Consider the following 24,484-nt stretch of genomic DNA (forward strand, 5'->3'; position numbering starts at 1 on the left):
GTATAGATATATTTGAATATATCTATACTTTATTTTTTTACTTATAGTTCCATATTTTTAGAGCAGTATTACTCATAAATTCTTGTCTATTCTCAATACTGTTAAAATCCCATTTCGAATAATTTTGAACTATTAAATCAGGATAGTATAAATTTGAATCTTGATATTTATTTAATTTTTCTATAAAATCTTTATTTTTTATAGCTGAATTAATTTCACTCTCTAAAATCATTAAATTTCCTAATCTATGTATATATTCATTATATTCTGCTTTATTTCTAACATGACTCCATTCATGCAATCTATTCTTTCGATTTGATGGATTTTTTGGCATAATATGTTCTATATGTTGCTTAGGTCCATGTGGTAAAGGCTGAACTCCAGATTTTAAGTGCTTTTCTAAATTATAAATAATATAAAATGCTAATGGCATACTCTTTGTAGAAAATTCTTTAAAGTTCTTTTTAAAGACTATATCAGGAGTCATTAGTTCCATATATTTTTTTATATCATCTAGTGTTTCTATTCTATATTCATTACTGCCTTTTTTTATAGTTTTATTGCTATCCCTAATCGCTCTAGCCATTCCACCTATCTCTTTTTCAAAACTAGCAACAGTATTCCCACCTATTGTAAAGTATCTAAAACAAAATGTTACTATATATGATAATGTCTTATCAAATGAATCCACATCATTTTCATTAGTTATGAACCTAACTGCAGATGATAATATAATAGGTGTACTATTAGTTATATCCATAGATTTTAATGCATTTAAATTATCTATTATATTCTGTCCTTTTTCTTTTCCTGCATATGAAATCCAGTAGTTTGTATCTATATTCATTATATATCCATATAATCTAGATTCGGCTTCTAAGTTATATAAATAGTTATGTGCATTTCTATTGTTTATTAAAAGTTTTACCTTTTCATATAATTTTGCAGGTGTTACATTATCCTCTTGTGATGAGTAACTAAATCTTATATACTCTGTTAAATCTTCATTATCTATATTATCACAAATAATATCCCATTTAGACTTTACATTCACATTTACATTATTTAATACTTTAAATAATTCATTTTTTATCATGTCCGATTCTGATAAATCTTTTCCTCTTTTATTTAATGTTTCAAAAATTGTATATGCAGTGTTTTTATTTTTCACACCAATTTGAAGTACTAAAAAGTATCTTGATAATATGATTATATATGCATTTAACTTTTTATATAAATCTTGTTCATTCATAGTTTTAGGAAACTCTTCTTGTAATTTATAATAAAAAAATTCATAACATTCTTTAATTAACATTTGTGATGAATTTTTTTTAATATTTTTTCCATTTAGGTAATTATCTCTATCTTCTTTGTTTTTACAAGTTAAAATATATTCTTCAAAAAATCTATTTATAGTTGAATCTAATTCTATTTTAGCTTCAAATTCCATACCTGGTATATTGCTTTGTATAAATGGTTCTGTCAATCTTATTATATTGTACATCTTTTGACTATCTTTTATTCTATATGCTATTTCCCCCAATGTCTTTATAAATATACATGTAGAAGTTAATCTTTGTTGCCCATCAATTATTTCATATTTATCATCTTCCAATATAGTTAATACTATAGCTCCTAAAAAATGTGGTTGCTGCCCCTGAGAAGGTTTTAAGTCATTATATTCATTATAACAACTCTCATGAGTTTTTATAAAATCCTCCCAAAATTGATCAAGTTGATTTTTTGTCCACGCATATTTTCTTTGATAATCTGGAACAAAAAATTTATTACTTTTACTAAAAATATCATGTAAATTTTTTTCTTTTGCTTCAAAAAAATCTCTCGCTACTAACATATAAATACTCCTTCTCTAAAAAACAATATATTATTTATTCAATTCCCAGAATGCTTTATCTCTAATGTATATAGGTGCATTCTCTTTAGGTATCTTAACTAAACTTTCATGCTTAGCTAAACTCTTTATTTTATTGTATATACTATCTTCCTCAGCTTTACTTTGAGTGTTGAATATATATCTAACATCTTTATTATTTAAATCAGATACATTATGAATAATCCAAGTTAATATATAATTTTGATACTCATTTTCTGAAGTCGCAAAATGGCTTAATAATTGAGTTGATAATATAGTTCCAACTCCAAACATTCTACCTTCTTTTAATATTTTCTTTATAGATGTAAAGTTCTTACTTAAAAAGTTATCAGCTTCATCAACAAGTATTAGTTTATTTAACTGTCTATATTGACCTTCTTGTTTGCTCTCCCCTTCAATAAACATCTGATTATAGAAAATATCTAGCGTTATCGCAACTACTAAGTTTTGTGTAGCTTCATCATATCCAGATAACTTTATTACCGTAACTCCATCTATAATTTCAAATAAGTTTTTAGTCTTTGATGAATCTGGTTCAAATATTTCAAAATCATATAAAGTTCTAAGTGCCGCATATAAACTATCTTCTTTTACATCTTCTCTATTAAAGTATATTGAACATACATCGCTTATTGTAGGCGCAGGCTTAGTCCATGTATCCTCATCATGCTTTAGTATTCCTTTTAACTCATAAGCTTCCATTATAACATCCATTAAAAGAGCTTTTTGTTTAACACCTAATCCAAAAGATTTTGATATTGTTTCAGTTAAAGTTTTAGCTGTGTGTAGAGGTAAAAAACTAGCATCTTCATCTGTTATAACTATAGCCAAAGGATTATAAGGTAAATGACATAGTTTATAAACATTAGCATCTGTAGCTTTTACAAAATCATCATCCTTCTTACAATAGTCACTCTTATAGTCAAATATAAGCATTCCAATTGGCTTAGAGTCCACATTATGCTTTTGTTCTCTATACATTTGAGTTATCAATGATTTAGTAAACTGAGTTTTACCAGTTCCCATAGTCCCAATTATTCCTGTATTTGTATGAAGAGTTTGTTCCGTATCTGTTGGATACCATAAAAGTGATTTATCATTATCGTTTCTAGTTCCAAACATAATCTCCATAGGTCTATTATTATCACTATCAACTAATTGATCATATGATCCTTCTTTATCGGCAGCTACATCAGGGAAATTATTATCTTTATTTATTTCACGAGCTTCATCATATTCAACATTAGTATCAACAACTTCAATTTCATAATTTCCATATGTTTTTATAAGCATTTTTTCTACATCAAAATCACTATGTCCCGTTATGTATCTATTTTTTATATCTTCTAGATCTTTTACTATATTGTTATATCCTTCTTGTTCTGAAAGCTCTATTATATTTATACATTCTCTTTTTTCTAAATCTTTATTAAAGAAAGAATCTTTCTTGAAAGATATCACACATCCTCTTCCTATAAGTTCATCTAAATCACTACTTATTTCGTAATCATCATTTAATAACTTAGTTCTTATATCACTGTTTATAACTTCATCCCAATTTTGTTCACTCCATACATTGTATAACTTCATTTTTTCAGCACTTACAGTAGCCAGTTGCATCATAAAGTTTCTATACATAAGCTTTGCAAACTTATTGTCATCATCTTCTGTAGTTATTAAATGTTCTTCTATTAAATTTCTAGTTTTATTAGCTTGTTCTATAGCTTTTTGTATAACAGTTTCATTATTTTCACCTATTTTAACTTCAACTGGATAGAAATGAACTTTTAATTTTTCTTCTTTATTTTCTATACCAACAAATAACAAATCATCAGAATAAGAGTCTGTTTTGCCTGTTAGATTTTTAATAGTAAATAATCCGTTCTTTTGGCTAAGTCCAGCTCCTCCAGATACTCTAAGTACTTCTTCTAAAGATATAGGTATCCATGTTATATCTGGATGATAGAAATACGCTAAACCTATTTTTATAGCTGATAATATACTTAACTTTTCTCTAGGGAATTGAGATCTACTAGATATAAGTCTTAGTAGCCAATCTCCATTTACCGCATTAAAGTAATTTATAAGCGTAGCTACTGTATCTTCCTTAGGTTCTACATTTTTACTACGTAAAAATTCTTCAACTATAACTTGATATTGTTTAGATCTTCTTGTAACTGTTATAGCATCATACCCACTAGATGTTGTGTATTGATCACTATAGTGAATTATAAGTAAGTCTTTGGCATTCTCATCATTTTTAAAGAAGTTTAAATCTACCTTCGGATCTATAAATGTCACCCAATGAGATGTATCATAAACTTTATTTAAGAATTCCTTATTCTTTTCTCCAATCGATGTTGTTACACTCAAACTATCATTGAATGGATCTTCTGTACCTATACACTTTGTAAGTGAGTTATACCTCATTGATATATTTATAAGATCATCTTCTTTATTAGCAAATTTTGATCCAAATCCAGTTCTATAAGTATCCTTTAAGTACATAGATGGAACTCCAGATACTAATCCATTAAGAGCTATTCCTGTGTTTATATCATCCATAGAACTACTTGTTATACTTACATCTTGATCCATTTCATAGAATGTTAAATGTGAATACTCATAACTCGTTTCGCTTTTATCTTTTTTATAAAACTTAACTTTCTCTCTGAATAAATTTAATACATCTTCTTCAGAATAATTTTCCGCTTTAAGATTTATATTAAAGTGATTTTTTATATCTTCTATAGAATCGTAAAATGCAACCTCTTCAAATGCATTTATTGTATTTTTCTCTCCATATATATAAACATCTAATGATATTAAATTGTTTATATCTTCACCTTTATTTAATTTCTTTGTGTAGTAGTCAAATATACCTAATAAAACTTCTTTACAATCACCTAGGTTTATAAGCTTTATACTTATTTTAGACTTACTTATATCCCTGAATAAATATGTAAAGTGTTCTATAAATTCTTCTAATTTTTCTCTTGTTAACTTAGAAACATAATCTCTAGATCCTTTGTATCTACTCATTTTATGGTCAACATAATAAGTCCATTCTGGTGAATGTTTTTGATCGATAACCTTGTAAAGCAAATCTCTATTTTTATATACATAAGGCAGTAAATATCTTGAGCTTAATAACTTTAATATATTTTCTTCCACTTCTTCTTTATCTATCATTTCATTTATCATAACTTGGTAAGCTATATTTATAGGATGAAGTGGAGTTAAAAGTATTTCTTTATCACCATCTAATTTATGTATTGTTCCTAGTTTAGATAGATTTCTTTGTTCTTTCGATAATACTTCATCATTTTCTATATTATTAAATGTCTCAATTATACTATTTAAGTAAGCTTTAGATATATTTAATAAATCTTCATCATAATAAGCTAAACTTGGTAGTAATTCATTAACCTTATAATAATTTATTAAATTCTCATAAGCTTGCTTTATATTTTCATCTATCGATAGTTCTTCTTTTTCATATACATCTCCTACGCAAGTGTAGTGCATTGCATTTTCTTGTATAATATTTTTTTCTATTTCTAAGTTATCTTTAAAATCTTCTTTTGCAAAATATTCACTTGTACCTTGTGCTAATTTATTATTTGATAAGTACTTAAAGCTTTCTTCTTTTTCTCTTTTTTGCTTCCATACTCTTAGTCCACTTATCATACTTGGACGTTCTTTTTCTTCTTCTTTAGCTATTGTTATAACAGAATCATTATATTTTATATCTACTTTTGCAAACTCAGTTTCTTCCTCTGTTTTAACATCAAACAATAGTTCCATTTTCTCATCCATATCTAATATTACAGAGTTCTCAAGTTGCGTTATATATTCTTGTGTTTCACTGCTTCCTTTTGGATTAAGTATTATTTTTTCTTCATCAGTGTTTGCTACAATCATATTTTTTTTAGATTTCATAAGCACTTCAAAATTAGTTTTTATATTTTCAAGTATATCTTCTTCACAAGATACTACGCATACTCTAAACTCAAACTTAACTCTTTTATCATCATACTTAATCTTTGCAAATGTATTTGTACTTTCGTCTACAACTATAGATACTTTTACTTTTTCTTTACTTATAGCTATATTCACATATTCTTGAGTTTTTTTATCTAATTTAAAATCAGGTCTTTTTACAGGTATATCAAATTTAAACTCTAAAGATACTGTATTAAGTTTATCTCTGTTAAAAATAATTATATTTCTTTTTCTTTGTCTAGCTTCTGATTCACCTTCTGGCTTATCCCAAAAGACTAATTTATCACTAACTTTTATACTGTCTAATCTTACTTTTTTTGTGCCTTTTATATTTTCTATTGAGATTTTTATATCTTTATATGATACATCTTTCCAACTATCTCTTTTTAAAGATTCAACTCCCTTTGGGTCAAAATCTTTCTCTAGTTCTATTTCTGGATTACCATACTTATGTATAGAATCTATTTTAGAAAATGTAGATGCATTTTCATTTAATCTTGATTTTATCATCTTAGGAGTTTTATCTTCTAATAAATTTTCATCATAAAATAGTCCAAATTCTTTATAATCATTCTTTGAAATTACACCCTTATTTAATACATTTAATATATTGGCATATTGAAATATTGATGAATTATCCTCTAAAACCGAACTTCCCATCTTATCTAAGGTAAACTTTAATATATATTTATCTTCTTCTTTCAAACTACTTTTATCTAAATTTTTCTTTATGTTTTCAACTAGGTTCTTAGTATGAAATGGCATACCTTCTTTTTGAAAACTTTCAGTACCTTTTACTAAACTATCTAAAGTTGTATTATGAATAAAAAGTATTGCTTTATCTTTAAAATATTCGTTAGTTTCATCTCCAACTAGATTTCTTAATCTAATTAAAAAATCAGCTGTTATATTTTCATCTGTTGCTGATACTATAACTTCTGTACCATTTATATCGATACTAAAAGTTTCATAGTCAACACCATCTGATATGTTGTATATAAATTTTTTATTTTCACTTTCTTTTTTCAAAGCTTCATACATTTCTATAACTTCATTTTCTTTTTCAAATTGTATGTTAAACTTGTCTCCGCTTTTTATTTTTCTATATTTAAAATATTCGATTACATTTTTAGCTAAATAACTATAAAATTGATTTAACATATTGTGCATCCCCACTATCACTTTTCTTTTCTATAATATTTAATTTTTCAAATAACTCTACTATTTTACTTTGAGAGTCTCTATCAAAATAAATACCTCTTACCTTGTATTCTTCAAATAAATCTTTTAACTTTATTTTATCTTTATCTTTTATACATAACTTTGTTATAAATAAAAGTTGTTCTTGAGTTATATTTAATGTGTATCCAAGAGAACCTCTTCTTCTTAAGTAATTCATTTTACAATATTCTTCAAACCATCTTTTGTATCCATCATATGGTTTTTTTCTTGTATTTGAATTTATAAATTGATAATCTATTCTTTTAAAGAAATCAAATATTTCTTGCTTAAGAAAATCATCACTATATTTTTCTACTGGATTAAAATCATCCCAATCGACATCATCTATTAATGATACATATTTGTTTTTTACCATTTTTATATTTTGATATAATTCATTTCTATCTTCATCTGATATATGGTTAATTATGTTACTTATTTCCACATAATCATATATAGTTGATTCATTATTAGAATTTAACATTCCTAGTAAATTTGAATGACTAAATAATGGTTTTAAATTACTTTCTAACATTTTCCATCCTAAAGTATAACTAGTTCTAGATTTTGATACAGTTTCCCAATCTAAATTAAAATATAATTCTTCTGTAACGCCTTTGTTTGCATCAAAAAACTTTGATAATTTAATTGATAATTGAGAAACATAAAAGAAGTAATAATATTTTAATAGATTTTCAAATTCTTCTATAAATAAAGCTGGTTTATTTAATATGAAGTCTAAATCTTGTTTAAATAAATTAGATACATTTAACGCTAAACACTTATGGTTTTTATTTACTTCTTTATTATCATTAAGTTCTGGTAAGCTTTTTAATATCATAAATTCCATTATATTTTCTGGCTTATAATCAAAACACTCTATTATTTTATTTTTTATATCTCCGTTGTTAGATTCGCCTAATAATATATCATATAAAAAAATAGCTAATCCTTGATTATAATCACTTTTAGGCATATTTATATAGTTTAAAAGCTTTGGATGAAATGTGTATAAATTCCCATTTTCATCAAAAAACATTTCTTTTATTATGCTTTTTAAAGCTACTTTATCACTTGCGCATACCTCAACATTTTCTATAAAAATATCTACATCACTCAAGTTTATTTCATCACTATTTAATTTTTTATTGTAAATACTCCTACAAAATTCACCTACACAAGTTTCAAATTTACTTATTTGTTCATTATGTTTTCTTTCGTATTTAGTACTATAAGGAAGTATCTTTATGTTTTTAGAAGAACTATGCTTAATACTCTCCTTCATTACATAGTCTTTTTCAAATTTTTGTTCATCTATAATAAACTGCAATTTTTACACCTCATTTGCAAACTTAATTTATATAAAACTTAAACTCTTCAAAGTCTTCATCATAAACTAATTTATATTTTAAATTTTTAGAGCCTGACCTATCTTCTATATAAATTTCTTTATTTTGATTTCCTAGTTTTTGAATTTTATTTATAAATTCAACAAAGTTTATATAGTTATATTTATCATTTTTATTAGGTCTGTATCCATTCTTAACTCTCATAAGTAATTCATATAAGTTAAAATCTATATCTATACCATATGATTTTCCTTGTTCTTCACTTTTATATATTAAATTTAAGTTAGGGTTAAATTTAAATAATTCATTACTGTCATTTATTTTTAGATTAGATAAATCTGGTTTAATATTTAATCTTTGACTCATTTTATATCTAATTTGATTTCTCCCTATAGATAAATTTATTGTTCCATCTTCACTATCTCCATTCCATCTATAACTAGCCTCTTTAACATTTTTATAAAGACTACTTAAATTTTTCTTTTCGCCTTTATTAAAATAATATACATTTTTCATATAATTTACATATATTGTATCTTTTAAGTCTAACTCTTTTTTAGATATAAATAGATTTAATCTTATAAACATATCTATAAGTTTATTTTGTATTTTTTCTTTATCACATTTATTTTTTTGCCCATTCATTACATTTTGTATTTCTTCGTTTTTATTTAAAATAGTACTTAGATAACTATCATTATTTATTTCTATATATTCATTAAATACATTTGTCATATCATCTGTTGTATTAAGTTTTATAATTACATTATCTAAGCTTTCTGACTTAGCATTTATAGGATCTATTTTACTTATAGATGCTAGAATATAAGATAGTTCTTTGTGATCATATAAATTAGATGTAAATACACAATCTATAAATTCTTCACAATTTATTTTTCCAATATATTCGATAAGTTCTTTATCATTTTTATTATCAAGAATTGTATTTACTAAAAAATCATATATAAAATTTAATAATGATCTAGTTGATACAATAAGCTTGTCTTTTACCACTGATTCTATTACTATACTTATTAATGATTCTCTTACCGATTCTTTCATTAGCATTTCATAGTTTGCTTTTATCGGACACTTATAATTTACGCTACAACTAATACAGTTGTTTTTGTAACTGTTTTTAAATACATTATGTTTATGTTCTTGAGTTATATTTTTTATTATATCGTCTAAATATTTAGACCTTGCTACTCCATCATTTAGTGAATATATATGATAATCACTAAAGTTTATAAATTGAATACTAGATTGTTCATTATAAGAACTATCAGAAATTGATACATCTAATATACCTTTCTCCTCTACGTAGCTTTTTAACTTTTTAAATCGCTCTCCATATCTAGAGTCTATAAAATTACTTAATGCTCCTAAGTTTATAGCCAGTATAAACTTTTCACTTGTTGTATCTATATTCTCATCTGAAAAACCATCTAAAACATCATTCAATGTATCTATTGATGTTTTTCCTGGTTCGAAACTTTCTGTAGCATCATTATGCATATTAAATTTATTCATCATATCAGGATATTTATTTCTAAAGTATGATATTAAATGAGACTTTCCATCTCCAACCCCTCCGCACACTAAAATAAGTTCACCTCGATTTGATTGGCTGGATTTTTCTATTATAGAATATAATTCGCTTTCTACATCTCTTTTTACATGCATATAACTTTTAAAATCACTAAAACTAGAAAGGTTTTCTACAGCTTCTTTTGATGATTCTTTTAATCGTTTTAAATCATTTATTAAACACTTTTTACTAGTTTCTATATTTATACACTCTTCTTCAAGACCTTCTATTTCTTGTGTTAAATAATTATCTGTTTCACTACTCTCATCATTTTCTTTTTCTTTAATACTATGTAAATCTTCTATAACATGATTTTTATTAGTTTCAACGTCTACTGTATTTAAACTTTGAGTTATACTTGAGTTCATAAATTGCGTCAATTGTCCTAACATTTGTTCTATTTTTTCATTGCTATTATCATTTACCATAGGATTAGGAGTTTTATATACTATAGACTCAAAACTAGGGTCTACGTATACTTCTATAAACCAACATATTATTTTATGAAGATTTCTATGTATTGAAAGTGCGGCTTCTAATTCCCCTTCTATTTCATCGTGTGCTGCAATATTTCCAAGTTTCCTTATACTATTAAAAGCTTTGTATATTTCAAAATCTATTAATCCTTCTTCATTTAACTTTTTTATTCTATCTACTTGAGTTAGCGAGTTTAAATAATCTTCTCCTTCTAAAGTAGCTATTTCTTTAGATATGTATTCTGCTAATAGCCTTCCCTTTACTACTGCACTATGAGGATATGAGTATAAAGCTTCCTTAATCTCATATGCTAGTTTTTTTAAATACTCTCTATCAGTATTAAAGTATTCTAATATATCATTAACCACTTTTTCACTTCCTTATTTCAAGTTTTATTGATGATTTTTTATCTATTATTAATGTTATATCATTTTCAAAATTTACATAGATCTAAGATATTATACATCATTTTTTTGTCGAATTATGTATTTTCTTGGAATTTATTTGAAGTTATTTATTACCTTTAATCTACCATATGCCTTTAGTTATATTTTTATATTGCATATAGTATTAGGACTTTTTTGTATACTTTATTTTTGTATTATTTTTTGTGAATTAGGTATATATTTTAAAAGAGGGATGGATAGTATATTTTAGCCACATTTCAAGCTTCTTCATAGCTTGTGTGGAAAATATACTATCCATCCCTCTTCCCATACTATACAAAACAAAAAACTAATCAGAAAAGTATCTTAACAAAAACCGCAGCAAACGGTATAGCAATAATAGTTCTTTCTATAAACAATATAATCAACTGCTTTAAGCTAACTGGTATTCCAGTAGACTTAATAACAACAATAGACTCAGCAAAAAATATAACCTGAACAGTAGAAACCATAACAACAAAAGCTCTAGCTGCTTCACTTATAACATTAGCTTGATCTGCAATTATTAACGTAGGAATAAACATCTCGGTTATACCTACAGGCATACAAGCTGCAATAGCATTAGCATCAGGAACTTGACAAATTTTCAAAATAGGTAAAAATAAATATCCAAGCCATTCAAAAACAGGTGTATGTTTAGCTATAATCATACTTAAAATTCCTATAGCACAAAGTAACGAAATAACCTTAGGTAAAACCTTAAATCCATCTACCATGCTATCCTTAATGCTCTTAAACAAACTCTCCGAATAATAAGCTCTTTTAGTAGCTCTATCGATACCTTTTTTAATCATACCTTTGCCATACTTAGGTTCATTTTTTATATCTTCAAGACTTTGTTCTCTTCCATTTATATAAACACTTTCCATTTTATTAATAGGAGGTATCCTAACAACGAAAAACGCTACTATAAAAGCTAATAAAAATGAAGTGAAATACACAGGTAAAAAATATTGTTCAATAGATGCTGTTTTCATTACAACAAAAGCATATCCCACACTAACAGCACTAAAAGATGTAGCTATTATAGTTGATTCTTTTTTTGTATAAGTTGTATTTTTAAATAACCTACTAGTTATTATTATAGACATGGATGTTGACCCTACAAATGAAGCTGTTGCATCAACCGCACTCTTTCCAGGAACTTTAAATAAAGGTCTCATTAAAGGCTCTAGCAATACTCCAAAGAAATCTATACTTCCATAGTTAAGTAAAAATGGAACAAAGAAAGCTCCGACAGGTATAATCCAAGCAACTCCTATTACAATGTCTGGAATAACAACTCCACCTATATCATTTCCCACTATTATTTGTGGTAAATTCATATTAGGTATTGTAATTTGCAAACAGTACATAACCATAAATATAGCTGCCATTAAATATAAAATAGGATGTATTTTTGAATCACTTTTATAATATTCATATAATTTATTCCCAGGCCTAGCTATATACTTTCCATATAAACTACAGATCGCATTTCCTGTAATTAAAATTGCTACATACCAAAATCCTGGTACTCCTAAAAAATTAACTATAGCATTATAAATAATTCCAAATAATATATTATGTTTTCCATTTTGTTCTATAGGTATAAAAAATATCATTATAGCAATAGCTGAAAATATAAGAAACTTAATGATTCCGATTTTTCTTTCATCTTTAGTAAGCTTTATCGAATCTATAAAACCCGAATCATTTAAATTATCAGGAGTAATACTTGCATTGTGTAAATCTTTACTCATAACTAACCTCCCTTAATCTTATTGCTACTATGTATATGGAATATATCTCGTCCTCGTGAATATTATTATAATTATTCTTCTTGCTCCTCTTCAACTAAACAAATATGGAGGAATAATATGTTTTCGCTACATTTCAAGCATCTTTTTAGCTTGTGTAGCAAAGCATACTATTCCTCCATATTAACTTTACCCTACTCTTTAATTAACTTTTGTTCTACTAAAAAATCTTTTGCTACAGTATTTGGATCCATATGTAGCTCATCTACCTTATAATTAAGCTCCATCATAATTTCATCAGTTAAAACCTCTCCTAAATCTTTTAAAACAGGCTCAATTTCAGGATACTTATCTAATACATCACTCTTAACTACAGGAGTTACATAATATGGTGGGAAAAATTGTTTATCATCTTTAAGTATTTTTAAATCAAACTTTTTAATTAACCCATCTGTAGTAAATGCATCTATTACATCTACATCTCCATTTTTTAAAGCAACATATCTAGGTGAACTATCTAATGCAACTTCATCTTTTAAATCAAAGTTGTACTCTTTTTTTAACCCTAAAAGTCCATCATCTCTATTTAAAAATTCAAATGTAGTTCCTGACTTAAAATCCTTCGAAACCTTAGCAAAATCACTTATTGTTTCTAAATTATATTTATTAGCCGTTTCTTTAGTCACAGCTAATGCATAAGTATTGTTAAATTTCATTGGACTTAATACTTGTAAATCATGTTTTTCTTTCAAGTCACTTTTAACAGTATTATAAACTTTATCCATATTGTTTATAGGAGGGTTTTTAAGTATATCTGAATATGCAGTCCCCATATACTCTAGATACATATCAACCTCACCTGTGTTTAAAGCTGAAAAAATAACTTGTGTACCTCCAAGATCAGTTTTCTTTTTAACTGATATGTCTGTATTTTCTTCTATCATATATGCTGCTAAATTTGTTAAAATTGATTGTTCTGTAAAATCTTTTCCACCAATTGTTATAGACTTATCTTTTTTTACACCACCTGTTATTGATGATGCAATTAAAGCTATTATCACAACAGCAGCACTTATTCCTATAATAGTTTTTGTATGTTTTTTACTTTTAGTATTTGTATTTTTTTGCATATTCTTAGGTGTAACTAATTTTTCTATAGATGCAACAATAAAATCCACAACCAAAGCAAGTAAACATGCTGGAATTGCACCTGCTAATATTTGACTATTATTAACAGTTCTTATTCCTGAAAATACAAGGTATCCTAACCCTCCAGCTCCAATAAATGCAGCCATAGTCATAAGTCCAACTGCCGTTACAGCTGATATCCTAACCCCTGCCATAATAACAGGTAACGCTAATGGAATTTGAACTTTTACTAAAATTTGAAATTTTGTTAATCCAATTCCTTTAGCTGCTTCTAAAGTATTTGGATTTATACTTTCTAAACCTGTATAAGTATTTTTAATTATAGGCAATAAAGAATACATTATAACCGTTACTATTGCCGGTAATTTTCCTATTCCTAAAAAAGGAATTAAAAATCCAAGTAAGGCCATACTAGGAATAGCTTGAACGATATTCGCTACACTTAAAATTGGCTTACTCAACTTCTTTTTATAACTTATTAAAATCCCTAATGGTATCGCAATTAAAATAGCAATACATACAGATATTATAGTTAAGTTTATATGTTCAATTAATAGTGTTATTATCTGTTCTTTGTTTTGAATAAAGTAGTTTATTAAATTCATGCTATTCCTCCTCTACTTCTAAATATTGCTGACTTAATGTAGTAACTAAACTACTTTTTGTAACTAATCCCTGAACAAGTTTGTTTTTATTGATAACCGGGATAGCTGAAATTTTATATTTATTTGTAATATTTAATGCATCTAAAATAGTGTCATTTGGCATAAGTGTTGGAGTTTCATTCTTGACAATATCTCCAATTCTCTGAGATTTATTTTCAATATTTCTTATAAATTTAGCTTTTACAACTCCTATAAACTCTTTTGTTGTAGAGTCAGTAACTATAAGACTATCAACTTTATTTCTTCTCATTTTCTCAATACATTTTAAAATTGGTAGTTCTGAACCACACACGATTGGATTTTCAATCATGATATCTGAAATTTTTATAAATTCAGGAGATGACCATATACGATTTTTACCTATGAAGTCTGATACAAAGTTATTTATTGGATTTTTTAAAATATTTTCAGGCGTATCATACTGCATTACTTTTCCATCTTTCATTATACATATCATATCTGCAATTCTTATTGCCTCATCCATATCATGAGTTACAAATATAATAGTTTTTTTAAATTTTGATTGCAGTTCAGCAAGCTCATCTTGCAAGTCTACCCTTGTAATTGGATCTAGAGCTGAAAAAGGCTCATCCATTAATATTATTTCTGGATCTGTTGCAAAAGCTCTTGCTACACCTATCCTCTGTTGCTGTCCTCCACTTAGCTCAGCAGGGTATCTATCTAGATATTTTTCAGGATCAAGTCCTACCATATTCATTAACCTATAAGTACTCTCTTCAATCTTTAAATTATCTACTTTTTCAATCCTAGATATAATTTCAATATTTTCTCTTACAGTCATATGAGGAAATAATCCAGTTTGCTGAATTACATATCCTATATTTCTTCTTAGTTTAATAGGGTCTATCTTTGAAATATCTTTATCATCTATATAAATTTTCCCATAGCTTGGTTTTATCAATCTATTAATCATTTTTAGTAATGTTGTTTTTCCACATCCACTCTCCCCAATGATAGCTACAAGGTTCCCTTTTTCTATTTCGAATGAAACATCCGATAAAACATAATTACCATTAAACTTTTTTACTATATTCTCAAATTTGAGCATACTATACCTCCCATCTTGTCTACATACAACTTATATTTAATATAAAGTTGTTTCTTTGCATAAGTTAATAATAACACTTAAATTACCTTCTTGTCAAATTTTACTATGCAAAACTTCCTTTCCCTTTCCATAAATAAAGAGGGAGTACTATTGTGTTTTAGCTACATTTCAAGCTTCTTTCTAGCTTGTGTAGCAAAATACAATAGTACTCCCTCTTACCCTTATTATCTTTCCGGAGTAACTAAAATTTTAACATGTTTTTTCTTTTCAGGCCCAGTTAACGTACCAAACCCTTCTTCAACAATATCATCTAAATGAATCTTCTTAGTTATATAACCTTCAGCTTTAATTCTTCCATCATTCATTTGGGCCATAGTTGCTGGAAACTCATGTCTATAAGCTAGAGTTCCTACAATTTTCTTTTCAGTAAACACCAAATCATTAGGATTAAAGTTTATAGGATTTTCCCAAATACTAGTTATAACCATAGTTCCTTCAAACTTCAAACTTTTAATTCCTATATCAAACCCTATTTGTGCTCCAGTAGTTTCAAATACCGTATCTACACCCAATCCATCAGTAAGCTTTTTGACTTCTTCTGCTATATCAACTTCATTAGGATCTAAAACAAAATCTGCTCCAGCTCTTTTAGCATACTCTTGTCTAATAGATTTTCTTTGAAGAACAACTACTAACTTAGCTCCTGCTGCTTTTAAACATTCTATTGTTGCTAACCCTATTGGCCCTGATCCTAATACTAATGCACTATCTCCTATTTTGAAATTAGATATTCTAATTGAATGTAGTGCAACAGCCATAGGTTCAACCAATGCTGCTTGTTCATAATCCATTCCATCTGGTATTTTATGAATGAATTCTTCTGGAAAAACTGTATACTCGGCAAGTCCCCCTCCACTTCCACAAAGTCCATGGAAACCTAACGATGAACATAAATTATACTTACCTTCTAAACAAGCTTCACATTTACCACATGCTACAATAGGCTCAACTATAACTCTATCTCCAACTTTAAATTTAGTTACATCTTCTCCTATTTCTACAACTTCCCCTGAAAACTCATGACCTAAAACTACAGGTGCAACTCCTTTACTTACAGGGTGAGGTTGTCCTACTGGAATAAATATAGGTCCTCCTAAGTATTCATGTAAGTCTGATCCACATATTCCACACCATTTAACTTTAATTTTTATATTATTTTTTGTAGCTTTTGGTTCTTCAATATCTTCTACCCTAACATCTCTTTTTCCATACCATAGTGCTGCTTTCATTCCCAAATCCTCCCTAAGTTTCATTATATAAAGTGTTAATTTATTCACACTTTATATAGCAACACCTATGCCAAAATATAAGTTATATATTTTATTTATTATAATCCTGCTGAAACCTAGTATTTTCAAGGAATTATGTTGTTTTTTATATTTGTATAAATTCCTAATTTATAAGTTTATGTAAAATAAAAATAGCAAGTGTATCATTTCAATACATTTGCTATCCCATTTTGATACATTATATATTTTCTGTTTCATTTTGATACATTATATTATATTTGTTAATTTTTCTATATAATGTAGATCTTCCTATATTTAATAACTTAGATACCATAACCATGTTTCCGTTACACTTTTTCATAGCTTCTTTTATAGCTTTTTTCTCCAAACATTCTAAAGGTACTATTTCTTTTTCTTCGTTTTCTTCATCTTTAAACATGTTTATATTATCTAATCTACTTATACTTATTAAGTTATTTTCACTTAAATAATAATCTCTTTCTATTATATTTCTAAGCTCTCTTATATTTCCTGGCCAATTATATTTTTTTAGTTCTTTTATATATAAAGAACTAACCTCTACATTATTACTTTTGTTCTTATAATTTAATTTTTCTAAAAAGTGGTTAACTAGCACATCTATATCCTCTATTCTTTCTCTTAAAGGAATAGTATTTATGTTCATTACACTTAATCTATAATATAGATCTTCTCTAAAGTTCTTTATAGCTACTTCATTTTTTAGTATCCTATTTGTTGCGCCAATAATTCTTACATCAAGTTGTTTTTCATATGTACCTCCAACTCTAATCACTTTTCCATTATCTAAAACCCTAAGTAGTTTACTTTGTGTGTCTAGTGGTAACTCCCCTATTTCATCTAAAAATATTGTTCCTCCATCAGCTAATTCAAACTTTCCAGGATGACCTTCCTTTGATGCTCCAGTAAATGCTCCTTTTTCATATCCAAATAGTTCACTTTCAACTAACTCTCTAGGTATAGATGCACAGTTTATAGCAACAAAAGGTCCATTTTTTCTTTCACTAAAATTATGTATTGATTGGGCAACTAATTCTTTTCCTGTTCCACTTTCCCCTTCTATCAATATGTTACAATCTGTTTTTGATATCTTCTTTGCAAAAGAAATCATAGATTTCATTTTTTCATTTGCAGTTATTATATCCTCAAACTTGTATTGAGCTTTGTATCCCACTACTTTGTTTACTAATTTATGAACTTTTTTTACTTCATTGAAAGTTATTACAAAACCAGTATTGTTTCCATGTGTATTTAATGTAGTTATATTTACTACACACTTTATTCTATTAGAATTAATATAAAAATCACATTCTATATTAGTTACCTTTTTATATTCATTTAAAATCTCATAAAAATCTATATCTTTTAGTATGTTTTCAATATTTACCTTTATTAAATTATCTAATGATGTATTTAATATTTTTAAAGCTCTTCCATTTACTTTTTTTATACTTAAATCTTGATTAAGCACAATCATACCCTCTGATATAGAGTCAAAAGTAATATTTAATAATTTATATGAAAGAGTTAAAGCTAGTTGGTTTTGAATTGACTTAGATGCAGCTGTTACAATTCCTAAAGTATGCGAATGTGCATCATAATAATTTCCAGACATATTTATACACCCTATTAAGTTGTTATCCTCATCATAAATTGGAGATGCAGAACAAGTCCACGAGTGTTGATTTTTACCATAATGCTCTGCTCCTATCGTTTGTATAGGCTTATTAAGATATATAGCTGTTCCTATTGCATTTGTCCCAACTATATTCTCAGTCCATAGCTCTCCTTTTAAAAAGTTTAGCTCATTGGCCCTATCCATTATATCCTTATCACCAATAACTTCTATAATATATCCATCTTTATCAGCTAACATAATTGCAAACCCTGAGCCTGAAACCGTACTATATATACCTTCCATAATAGGCTTAGATACAGAAATAAGCTCACTATTTTTTTCTATTAAATATTTAATATTATCATGTTTTACACTTCCACAACCACTATTGTAATCAACTCCATAAGACTTACATCTTATCCAAGAATTTCTTATATCTTTTCTAACACTTAAATCAACTTCCCCTGTATTAATAAATCTCTTCCACGCATTTTCAATAAAGTTTATATAATCTCCCATATGCATAACTCCAATACCTGTATATTTACTAATCTATATCTATTTTATTTCAAATACCAACCTTATACAATCACCTTCTCAATTTAAGATAGAGGTATATTATATTTTAGCCACATTTCAAGCATCTTTTCAGCTTGTGTAGCAAAATATAATATACATTCCTCGCCCTTACATATAGAAGGAGCCTTATATGTTGAAGGCACATTTCAAGCTTCTTTCCAGCTTGTGTGCCAAAACATATAAGGCTCCTTCTCCTCTAATTAAATTAAAAACTCTTTTAACTTGTTAAATTCAGCTATATATTTCAATTCCTTCATTTAATATATTATCTATAAGTTCCACTCTATTTAATTCATTAAAATTAAGTATATCAAAACTTAAAGGTGTGTTTAATTCATCTATATCCATACTTACTTTTGCTAATATCAAATGATTTATATTTTTACCAAATAAACATATATCTACATCTGAATTAACTCTATGATCATTCCTTGCTCTTGATCCAAATAATAATACCTTTTCTATTTCTGGATACTTATAAAATATATTTTTCAACTCAAGTTTTAATTTTTCACTTATCATTTTATCACCATACCATCTATTAATATAACTTTATTATAATTCTTCAACTACAAAGTGTCTATATACAACTAAATGTATATACAAAAGAAGGCCAATATACACTATTGTTCTTTATAATATTTTATATTAATGTTCTTCTAAAAACTCTAAGGTTTTATCAAATGTATTCTTACCTTGTTTGGTGTTTAAGATAAACTGATATTCATGCTTAAGAATGGCCTCATTCTTGCTATAAAATAATTCTATAACTTCAACTCCATTATTTTTTAAACTATTTGCAAATTTTCTTCCTTGTTCTTCAAAGGAATTCTCATTTCCATCAGTAATAAAAACAGGTGGATATTCAGATGTAATATGGTTACTTAAAGAAGCATCATTTACTTCTTTAGAATCTCCCCAGTCTTTTACCCCAAAATAAGCTTCTCCAATATTACCAAATATAAATCTAGTTAAAAACTTTTTACTTTCTAGAAATGCTTTAAACTCGTATGGCCCACAGTAAAGTAAAAGCCCTCTTATAGTATGTTTGTTTAAAACAGGTTTAATATTTACTTGCTTTGAGTATTTTTCATTAAATTGTATATTTATAAATTGAGCACTTGCTTGAGCTCCTGCTGAATCTCCTGCGAAAAAAACCCTATCTAACGGAATTTTGTATTTTTTATAGTTCTCTTTTATAAAACTATAAGCATCAGATATTTGTATAACTGGAGCTGGATACTTAGCTGATGGCGCTAATTCATAGTTAAGATTAACCACTGTATAACCATAACTAGCTAACATCGTTGTGTATTTATCTACGTCACTTTTATCTCCTCCAACAAAAGCTCCTCCATGAGTCCAAAATATAGTTTTTCCATTAGGGTTTTGTTTTGGATATACAATATCTAACTTATTTTGTTCATATTTACTTGGATATGTAATATCACTTATTTTTCTTACCTTATCTTTTTGCTCATCATAATCTTCTCTAGCTACTTCAATTCCACCTTCAAATGATTTTCCAACTAACTTAGACAAAATATTAGAGTTATTTAATACTAAAATAAAAATAACAAAGACTATTAATATAATACATATTAATAGTTCTAAAAAATATTTCATTTTTATAACACTCCTCATTTTTTAATATGAATATAGTATTTACTTATAATATTTAATACATGTAGTTTTCACATAATAAAAAACCTGGATAATACAATTACTATCCAGGCCCTTTATTATAAATCTATGCTATAGACTTTTCTTTTACATTAGTTTCTTCATCTTCAACAAGACTATTTAACTTCTTATCAAATATAAATAGTAATGCAGCTGCAACGAATAATATAACAGGTATAACAGTATATACAGTTATCATATCGAATTTTAAAGTAAAGTCATATAAATATCCGTAACTCTTTCCAGCAACGAAAGTTGCGAAAGTCCAAACTCCCATTAAAACTGCTAACACTCTTTTAGGAGCATACTTACTTACAAATGAGTTTCCAAGTGGTGAGAAGAACATCTCTCCCATACTTAATAAAACACCAAATGCAACTATCCAAAGTATACTAGCCTTAGCTGTCTCAGGAGCACCTATTCCTCTTGCAAACTCTGCTCCAACTAGCATAAAGAATGATAATCCTAAGAATATAAATCCTAATCCAGTTTTCTTAAATAAACTTATATCCCCTTGAGGTCTCTTTGAAAGCTTTAACCATAAAGCTGCAAATATTGGACCTAATACTATACAAGTTAATGCATTTAATGAGTCAAACCAAGCTAAAGGTACTTCAAATCCTCCAACATTCATATCAACAAATGCTGCACCATAATCATAAACTGCAAGGTAAGTTAAATACCAGAATAACCAGAATAATACAGAGAAAGCAGAAACTAAAACTATAGCCCATATTCTCTTTTTGTCTGTACGAGTTAAAGGTGTATTATCCTTAGCCTCAGTTTTCTCAGCAACAACACCTTCTTTGAAAGGTCTCTTTCCTGCATCTCCTAAGAATCTCCATCCAAATATAAACCATAATCCACCTACAACACATAAAATTGCTGCAAGGAAGAAACATTGAGAGAATCCTAAAACTCCATTTTTAACAAATGTTTGAGCATATAAAACTCCAACTGCTGTAGTTCCTACGAAAGAACCTATATTAACAAATGAATATTGAACAGAGAAAGCTGAATCTAACTCTTCTTGGTTCTTAAACAATTGTCCATTTACAGCTGAAACATTCCCTTTGAAAAACGCTGTCCCAATTGCTACCAAAATAACCATTAAACCTACCATAGATGATGATGTGGCTATTGATCCTACGTAATAACCTGCCCCCATAATAAACATACCTAAAGGTATTGTATATCTAGCACCTATCCATCTATCAGATATATATCCACCAATTATAGGTGAAAGATAAGTAAATGCTACAAGGTTTGCTTGCATCATAGCTGCTTGACCTTTTTCTATGCCTAAACCACCCTTAACTACTGCTGTAATTAAGAATATATAGATCAGGTATTTTGAAGCATAGTACGCTGCTCTTTCAAATGCAAATGTAGTTGCACAAATATAAAATCCCATTGGAAATTTATTTTTTTTCTTCACTGCTGTTGTACTCATAATTTCAATCGTCCTTTCTTAAGTATAATATAATTTCAAAATACATTGATGATAACTTAAGATAATTACGTATGTTATTGTTTTCCTGGCCCCTTCATTCAAGGTTAACGTTTTCATTTTTAATTAAATATTAATTATAATGTCTGATGTCATACCTAATGCCCTTTACAAAACCCCTCGTAGTTATCTTGTGACTAAATGTTATCATATTCGACAAGTTTGTACAATACCTTAAATTATAAATTAATTATAAATTTTCTTTATTGTTTATAATTTTCAAATATCTTAGAATTTTATTGTTAATTTTTTCATAAAGAAACCAGGTAGACAAAACTACCTGGCCTAATTTAAATTTAATTTTTTCAATTTCCAACAATTTAAAATATCAAATTTCCTCGGAAATATGATATTTTAAAAGCAAGTATATCTGTTTCTTCCATTTGTTTTGGATTTATACAATCTTTCATCCGCATCTATTATAATTTGTTCTACGTCTTCTTTAGATGCTATTTTCCCACATTTAATTCCAATGCTAAGAGTAACTCTGTCGCTTGCTTCTGAAAATCCATGTTTTATATTTTCTTTATATAATCTATCTCTTAAAATACTTATTGATAGCAAGCTTTCCTTTAAATTACCCTCTGAAACAATAGCAAACTCTTCTCCTCCATATCTAAATACATAATCTTCATTAAATGTGCTTTCAAGTATTTTAGATACCTTTATTAATACTTCATCACCTCTTAAGTGTCCATAATTATCATTAAAAGCTTTGAAATAGTCTACATCTATCATTATAAATGTAATATGTTTTTGCTCCTTTGAAAGCTTTTCTAAAACATTATAAAAGTGTCTTTTGTTATACACATTAGTTAAAGGATCTTTTATTGAAATTTCTTCTAACTCTTTATTTAGCTTGTTTATCTTACTATTTTTTATAGCTACTATAAGTGCAAGTATAGATATCAATGCTAATAAAATTATAGAAAACAATAGTTTAAGATTCTGAGATTTTTGACTTTCTTTATATATTTTTTCTTGCAACTCAAAAAATATAGTATCTGTAGACTCTATATTTTTTGAGTTATTTTCATATTCATCTAGAGTTTTATTGTACTTTATAATATTTTCATAATCATTGTTTTCTTCAGTAAGTTTAATTATATCTTTTAATACAGTTATATATATATCTGATTTTATACCTCTTTTTTTAATTTCATTTAATAATCCATTATAATTTTCTAAGGTTTGAGAATAAGAAACGTTTGAATCACTTTTGTAATTACTTCCTATCTCTAATTTTTTTAAATATAAATCCGAGTTAGGGTATGCACTTAAAGAGTTTTCATTATACAATTTATTAGCCTTATCTAAATATTCCTTAGATGTTTTTAGATTATTTTGTTCTAATTTAACATTTGAATAAATCATATAAAGCCATATTAATTCCTTATTTTTTTCACTATCTTCTAGATTATTTGCAATTAATTCATATTTACTTTTTAATTTTTCTGCCTTTTCATTTTCACCTATTTTGAAATATGACTCCATTAAGTAACCTATGACTGATAAATTTTTAGCATTCATTTTATATTTATCATCCTTAAGAATTGATTCATATACATATGCTGCCTTTTTATAATCTCCTTGTACATAATAGTTTTCACCCAAATTTACAATTGCTTTATACATATTTTTATAATCTTTATTTTGATAAGAAATTTTCCAACTTTCCATAACACAAGTTAGTGATGCATTAAATTGTCCATTAGATCTATATAAAGAAGCTAAAAAGTTATATTCTTCTATCTTAGTTTTATCAGTTATTTCTAAATCTATGGCTTTTTCCATTAACTCTATACTCTTACACACATTACCTTTATATCTTAAATTTCTTTTTGCTAGCGAAAAATAAAAATTCGATAATTCATTACTTAAATTTTCTTTTAATGCAATAGATTCAGCTTTTTCGAAGTATTTTTTAAAGTTACTATCATCATTTCTGTTAATAGCATTCATTGCTAAGTTTCTATATATTTTAAAATCTATTTCACTATGTTTAGTTTCAATGTATTTCATAGCTTTTAATAAATATTGGTTAGATTGCTTATAGTTTTTTTTCAATGACTCTATTTTGCCTAGAGCATAATAACTATTTTTTATATTTTTTTTATTTTGAAAAAATTTTTGATTAATTTCATTGTTTAATTCATTTTTT

13 protein-coding genes are annotated in these 24,484 nt (G+C 26.9%); all 13 read right to left on the bottom strand.

Annotated features, from left to right (window positions below; genetic code table 11):
- Nucleotides 1-37 precede the first annotated feature (37 nt).
- Nucleotides 38-1,855 (bottom strand): DUF262 domain-containing protein, encoded by a 1,818-nt coding sequence (locus VN21_RS15290; RefSeq protein ID WP_046824011.1) that lies wholly within the window; start codon nucleotides 1,853-1,855, stop codon nucleotides 38-40.
- A 30-nt stretch (nucleotides 1,856-1,885) separates the two neighbouring features.
- Nucleotides 1,886-7,060 (bottom strand): DNA phosphorothioation-dependent restriction protein DptH, encoded by a 5,175-nt coding sequence (gene dptH / locus VN21_RS15295; RefSeq protein ID WP_046824012.1) that lies wholly within the window; start codon nucleotides 7,058-7,060, stop codon nucleotides 1,886-1,888.
- Complete coding sequence (gene dptG, locus VN21_RS15300) at nucleotides 7,041-8,450, bottom strand: DNA phosphorothioation-dependent restriction protein DptG (RefSeq protein ID WP_052952103.1); 1,410 nt, start codon at nucleotides 8,448-8,450, stop codon at nucleotides 7,041-7,043. The genes dptH and dptG overlap by 20 nt, the downstream gene beginning before the upstream one ends.
- Nucleotides 8,451-8,472: 22 nt before the next feature.
- A complete protein-coding gene (dptF, locus tag VN21_RS15305; RefSeq protein WP_052952104.1) occupies nucleotides 8,473-10,905 on the bottom strand; it encodes a DNA phosphorothioation-dependent restriction protein DptF in 2,433 nt (810 codons plus the stop codon).
- Between the two features lie 371 nt (nucleotides 10,906-11,276).
- Complete coding sequence (locus tag VN21_RS15310) at nucleotides 11,277-12,725, bottom strand: YjiH family protein (RefSeq protein WP_046824013.1); 1,449 nt, start codon at nucleotides 12,723-12,725, stop codon at nucleotides 11,277-11,279.
- Nucleotides 12,726-12,916: 191 nt separating this feature from the next.
- A complete protein-coding gene (locus VN21_RS15315) occupies nucleotides 12,917-14,476 on the bottom strand; it encodes an ABC transporter permease/substrate-binding protein (protein WP_046824014.1) in 1,560 nt (519 codons plus the stop codon).
- 1 nt (nucleotide 14,477) lies between these two features.
- On the bottom strand, nucleotides 14,478-15,605 hold the full coding sequence (locus VN21_RS15320; RefSeq protein ID WP_046824015.1) for an ABC transporter ATP-binding protein: 1,128 nt from the start codon (nucleotides 15,603-15,605) through the stop codon (nucleotides 14,478-14,480).
- A 224-nt stretch (nucleotides 15,606-15,829) separates the two neighbouring features.
- A complete protein-coding gene (locus VN21_RS15325; protein ID WP_046824016.1) occupies nucleotides 15,830-16,894 on the bottom strand; it encodes a 2,3-butanediol dehydrogenase in 1,065 nt (354 codons plus the stop codon).
- 238 nt (nucleotides 16,895-17,132) lie between these two features.
- Nucleotides 17,133-19,070, bottom strand: a complete 1,938-nt coding sequence (locus VN21_RS15330) for a sigma-54-dependent Fis family transcriptional regulator (protein WP_046824017.1) — start codon at nucleotides 19,068-19,070, stop codon at nucleotides 17,133-17,135.
- 291 nt (nucleotides 19,071-19,361) lie between these two features.
- On the bottom strand, nucleotides 19,362-19,625 hold the full coding sequence (locus VN21_RS15335; RefSeq protein ID WP_264303204.1) for a nucleotidyltransferase domain-containing protein: 264 nt from the start codon (nucleotides 19,623-19,625) through the stop codon (nucleotides 19,362-19,364).
- Between the two features lie 153 nt (nucleotides 19,626-19,778).
- Nucleotides 19,779-20,756: an alpha/beta hydrolase gene (locus VN21_RS15340; protein ID WP_052952105.1), complete on the bottom strand. Its 978-nt coding sequence runs from the start codon at nucleotides 20,754-20,756 to the stop codon at nucleotides 19,779-19,781.
- Between the two features lie 124 nt (nucleotides 20,757-20,880).
- Nucleotides 20,881-22,266, bottom strand: a complete 1,386-nt coding sequence (locus tag VN21_RS15345) for a peptide MFS transporter (RefSeq protein WP_084822225.1) — start codon at nucleotides 22,264-22,266, stop codon at nucleotides 20,881-20,883.
- A 411-nt stretch (nucleotides 22,267-22,677) separates the two neighbouring features.
- On the bottom strand, nucleotides 22,678-24,484 hold a 1,807-nt coding region (locus VN21_RS17990), incomplete at its 5' end, for a tetratricopeptide repeat-containing diguanylate cyclase (RefSeq protein ID WP_052952106.1).

The organism is Paraclostridium benzoelyticum (genome assembly GCF_001006285.1).
In the GTDB taxonomy this organism is placed as follows: domain Bacteria; phylum Bacillota; class Clostridia; order Peptostreptococcales; family Peptostreptococcaceae; genus Paraclostridium; species Paraclostridium benzoelyticum.

Bases quoted from the DNA above. Each gene is read 5' to 3' on its own strand.
- VN21_RS15290 (WP_046824011.1), bottom strand. From the start codon at position 1,855: ATGTTAGTAGCGAGAGATTTTTTTGAAGCAAAAGAAAAAAATTTACAT.
- dptH (WP_046824012.1), bottom strand. From the start codon at position 7,060: ATGTTAAATCAATTTTATAGTTATTTAGCTAAAAATGTAATCGAATAT.
- VN21_RS15330 (WP_046824017.1), bottom strand. From the start codon at position 19,070: ATGGGAGATTATATAAACTTTATTGAAAATGCGTGGAAGAGATTTATT.
- VN21_RS15340 (WP_052952105.1), bottom strand. From the start codon at position 20,756: ATGAAATATTTTTTAGAACTATTAATATGTATTATATTAATAGTCTTT.
- VN21_RS15320 (WP_046824015.1), bottom strand. From the start codon at position 15,605: ATGCTCAAATTTGAGAATATAGTAAAAAAGTTTAATGGTAATTATGTT.
- VN21_RS15315 (WP_046824014.1), bottom strand. From the start codon at position 14,476: ATGAATTTAATAAACTACTTTATTCAAAACAAAGAACAGATAATAACA.
- VN21_RS15345 (WP_084822225.1), bottom strand. From the start codon at position 22,266: ATGAGTACAACAGCAGTGAAGAAAAAAAATAAATTTCCAATGGGATTT.
- VN21_RS15325 (WP_046824016.1), bottom strand. From the start codon at position 16,894: ATGAAAGCAGCACTATGGTATGGAAAAAGAGATGTTAGGGTAGAAGAT.
- VN21_RS15310 (WP_046824013.1), bottom strand. From the start codon at position 12,725: ATGAGTAAAGATTTACACAATGCAAGTATTACTCCTGATAATTTAAAT.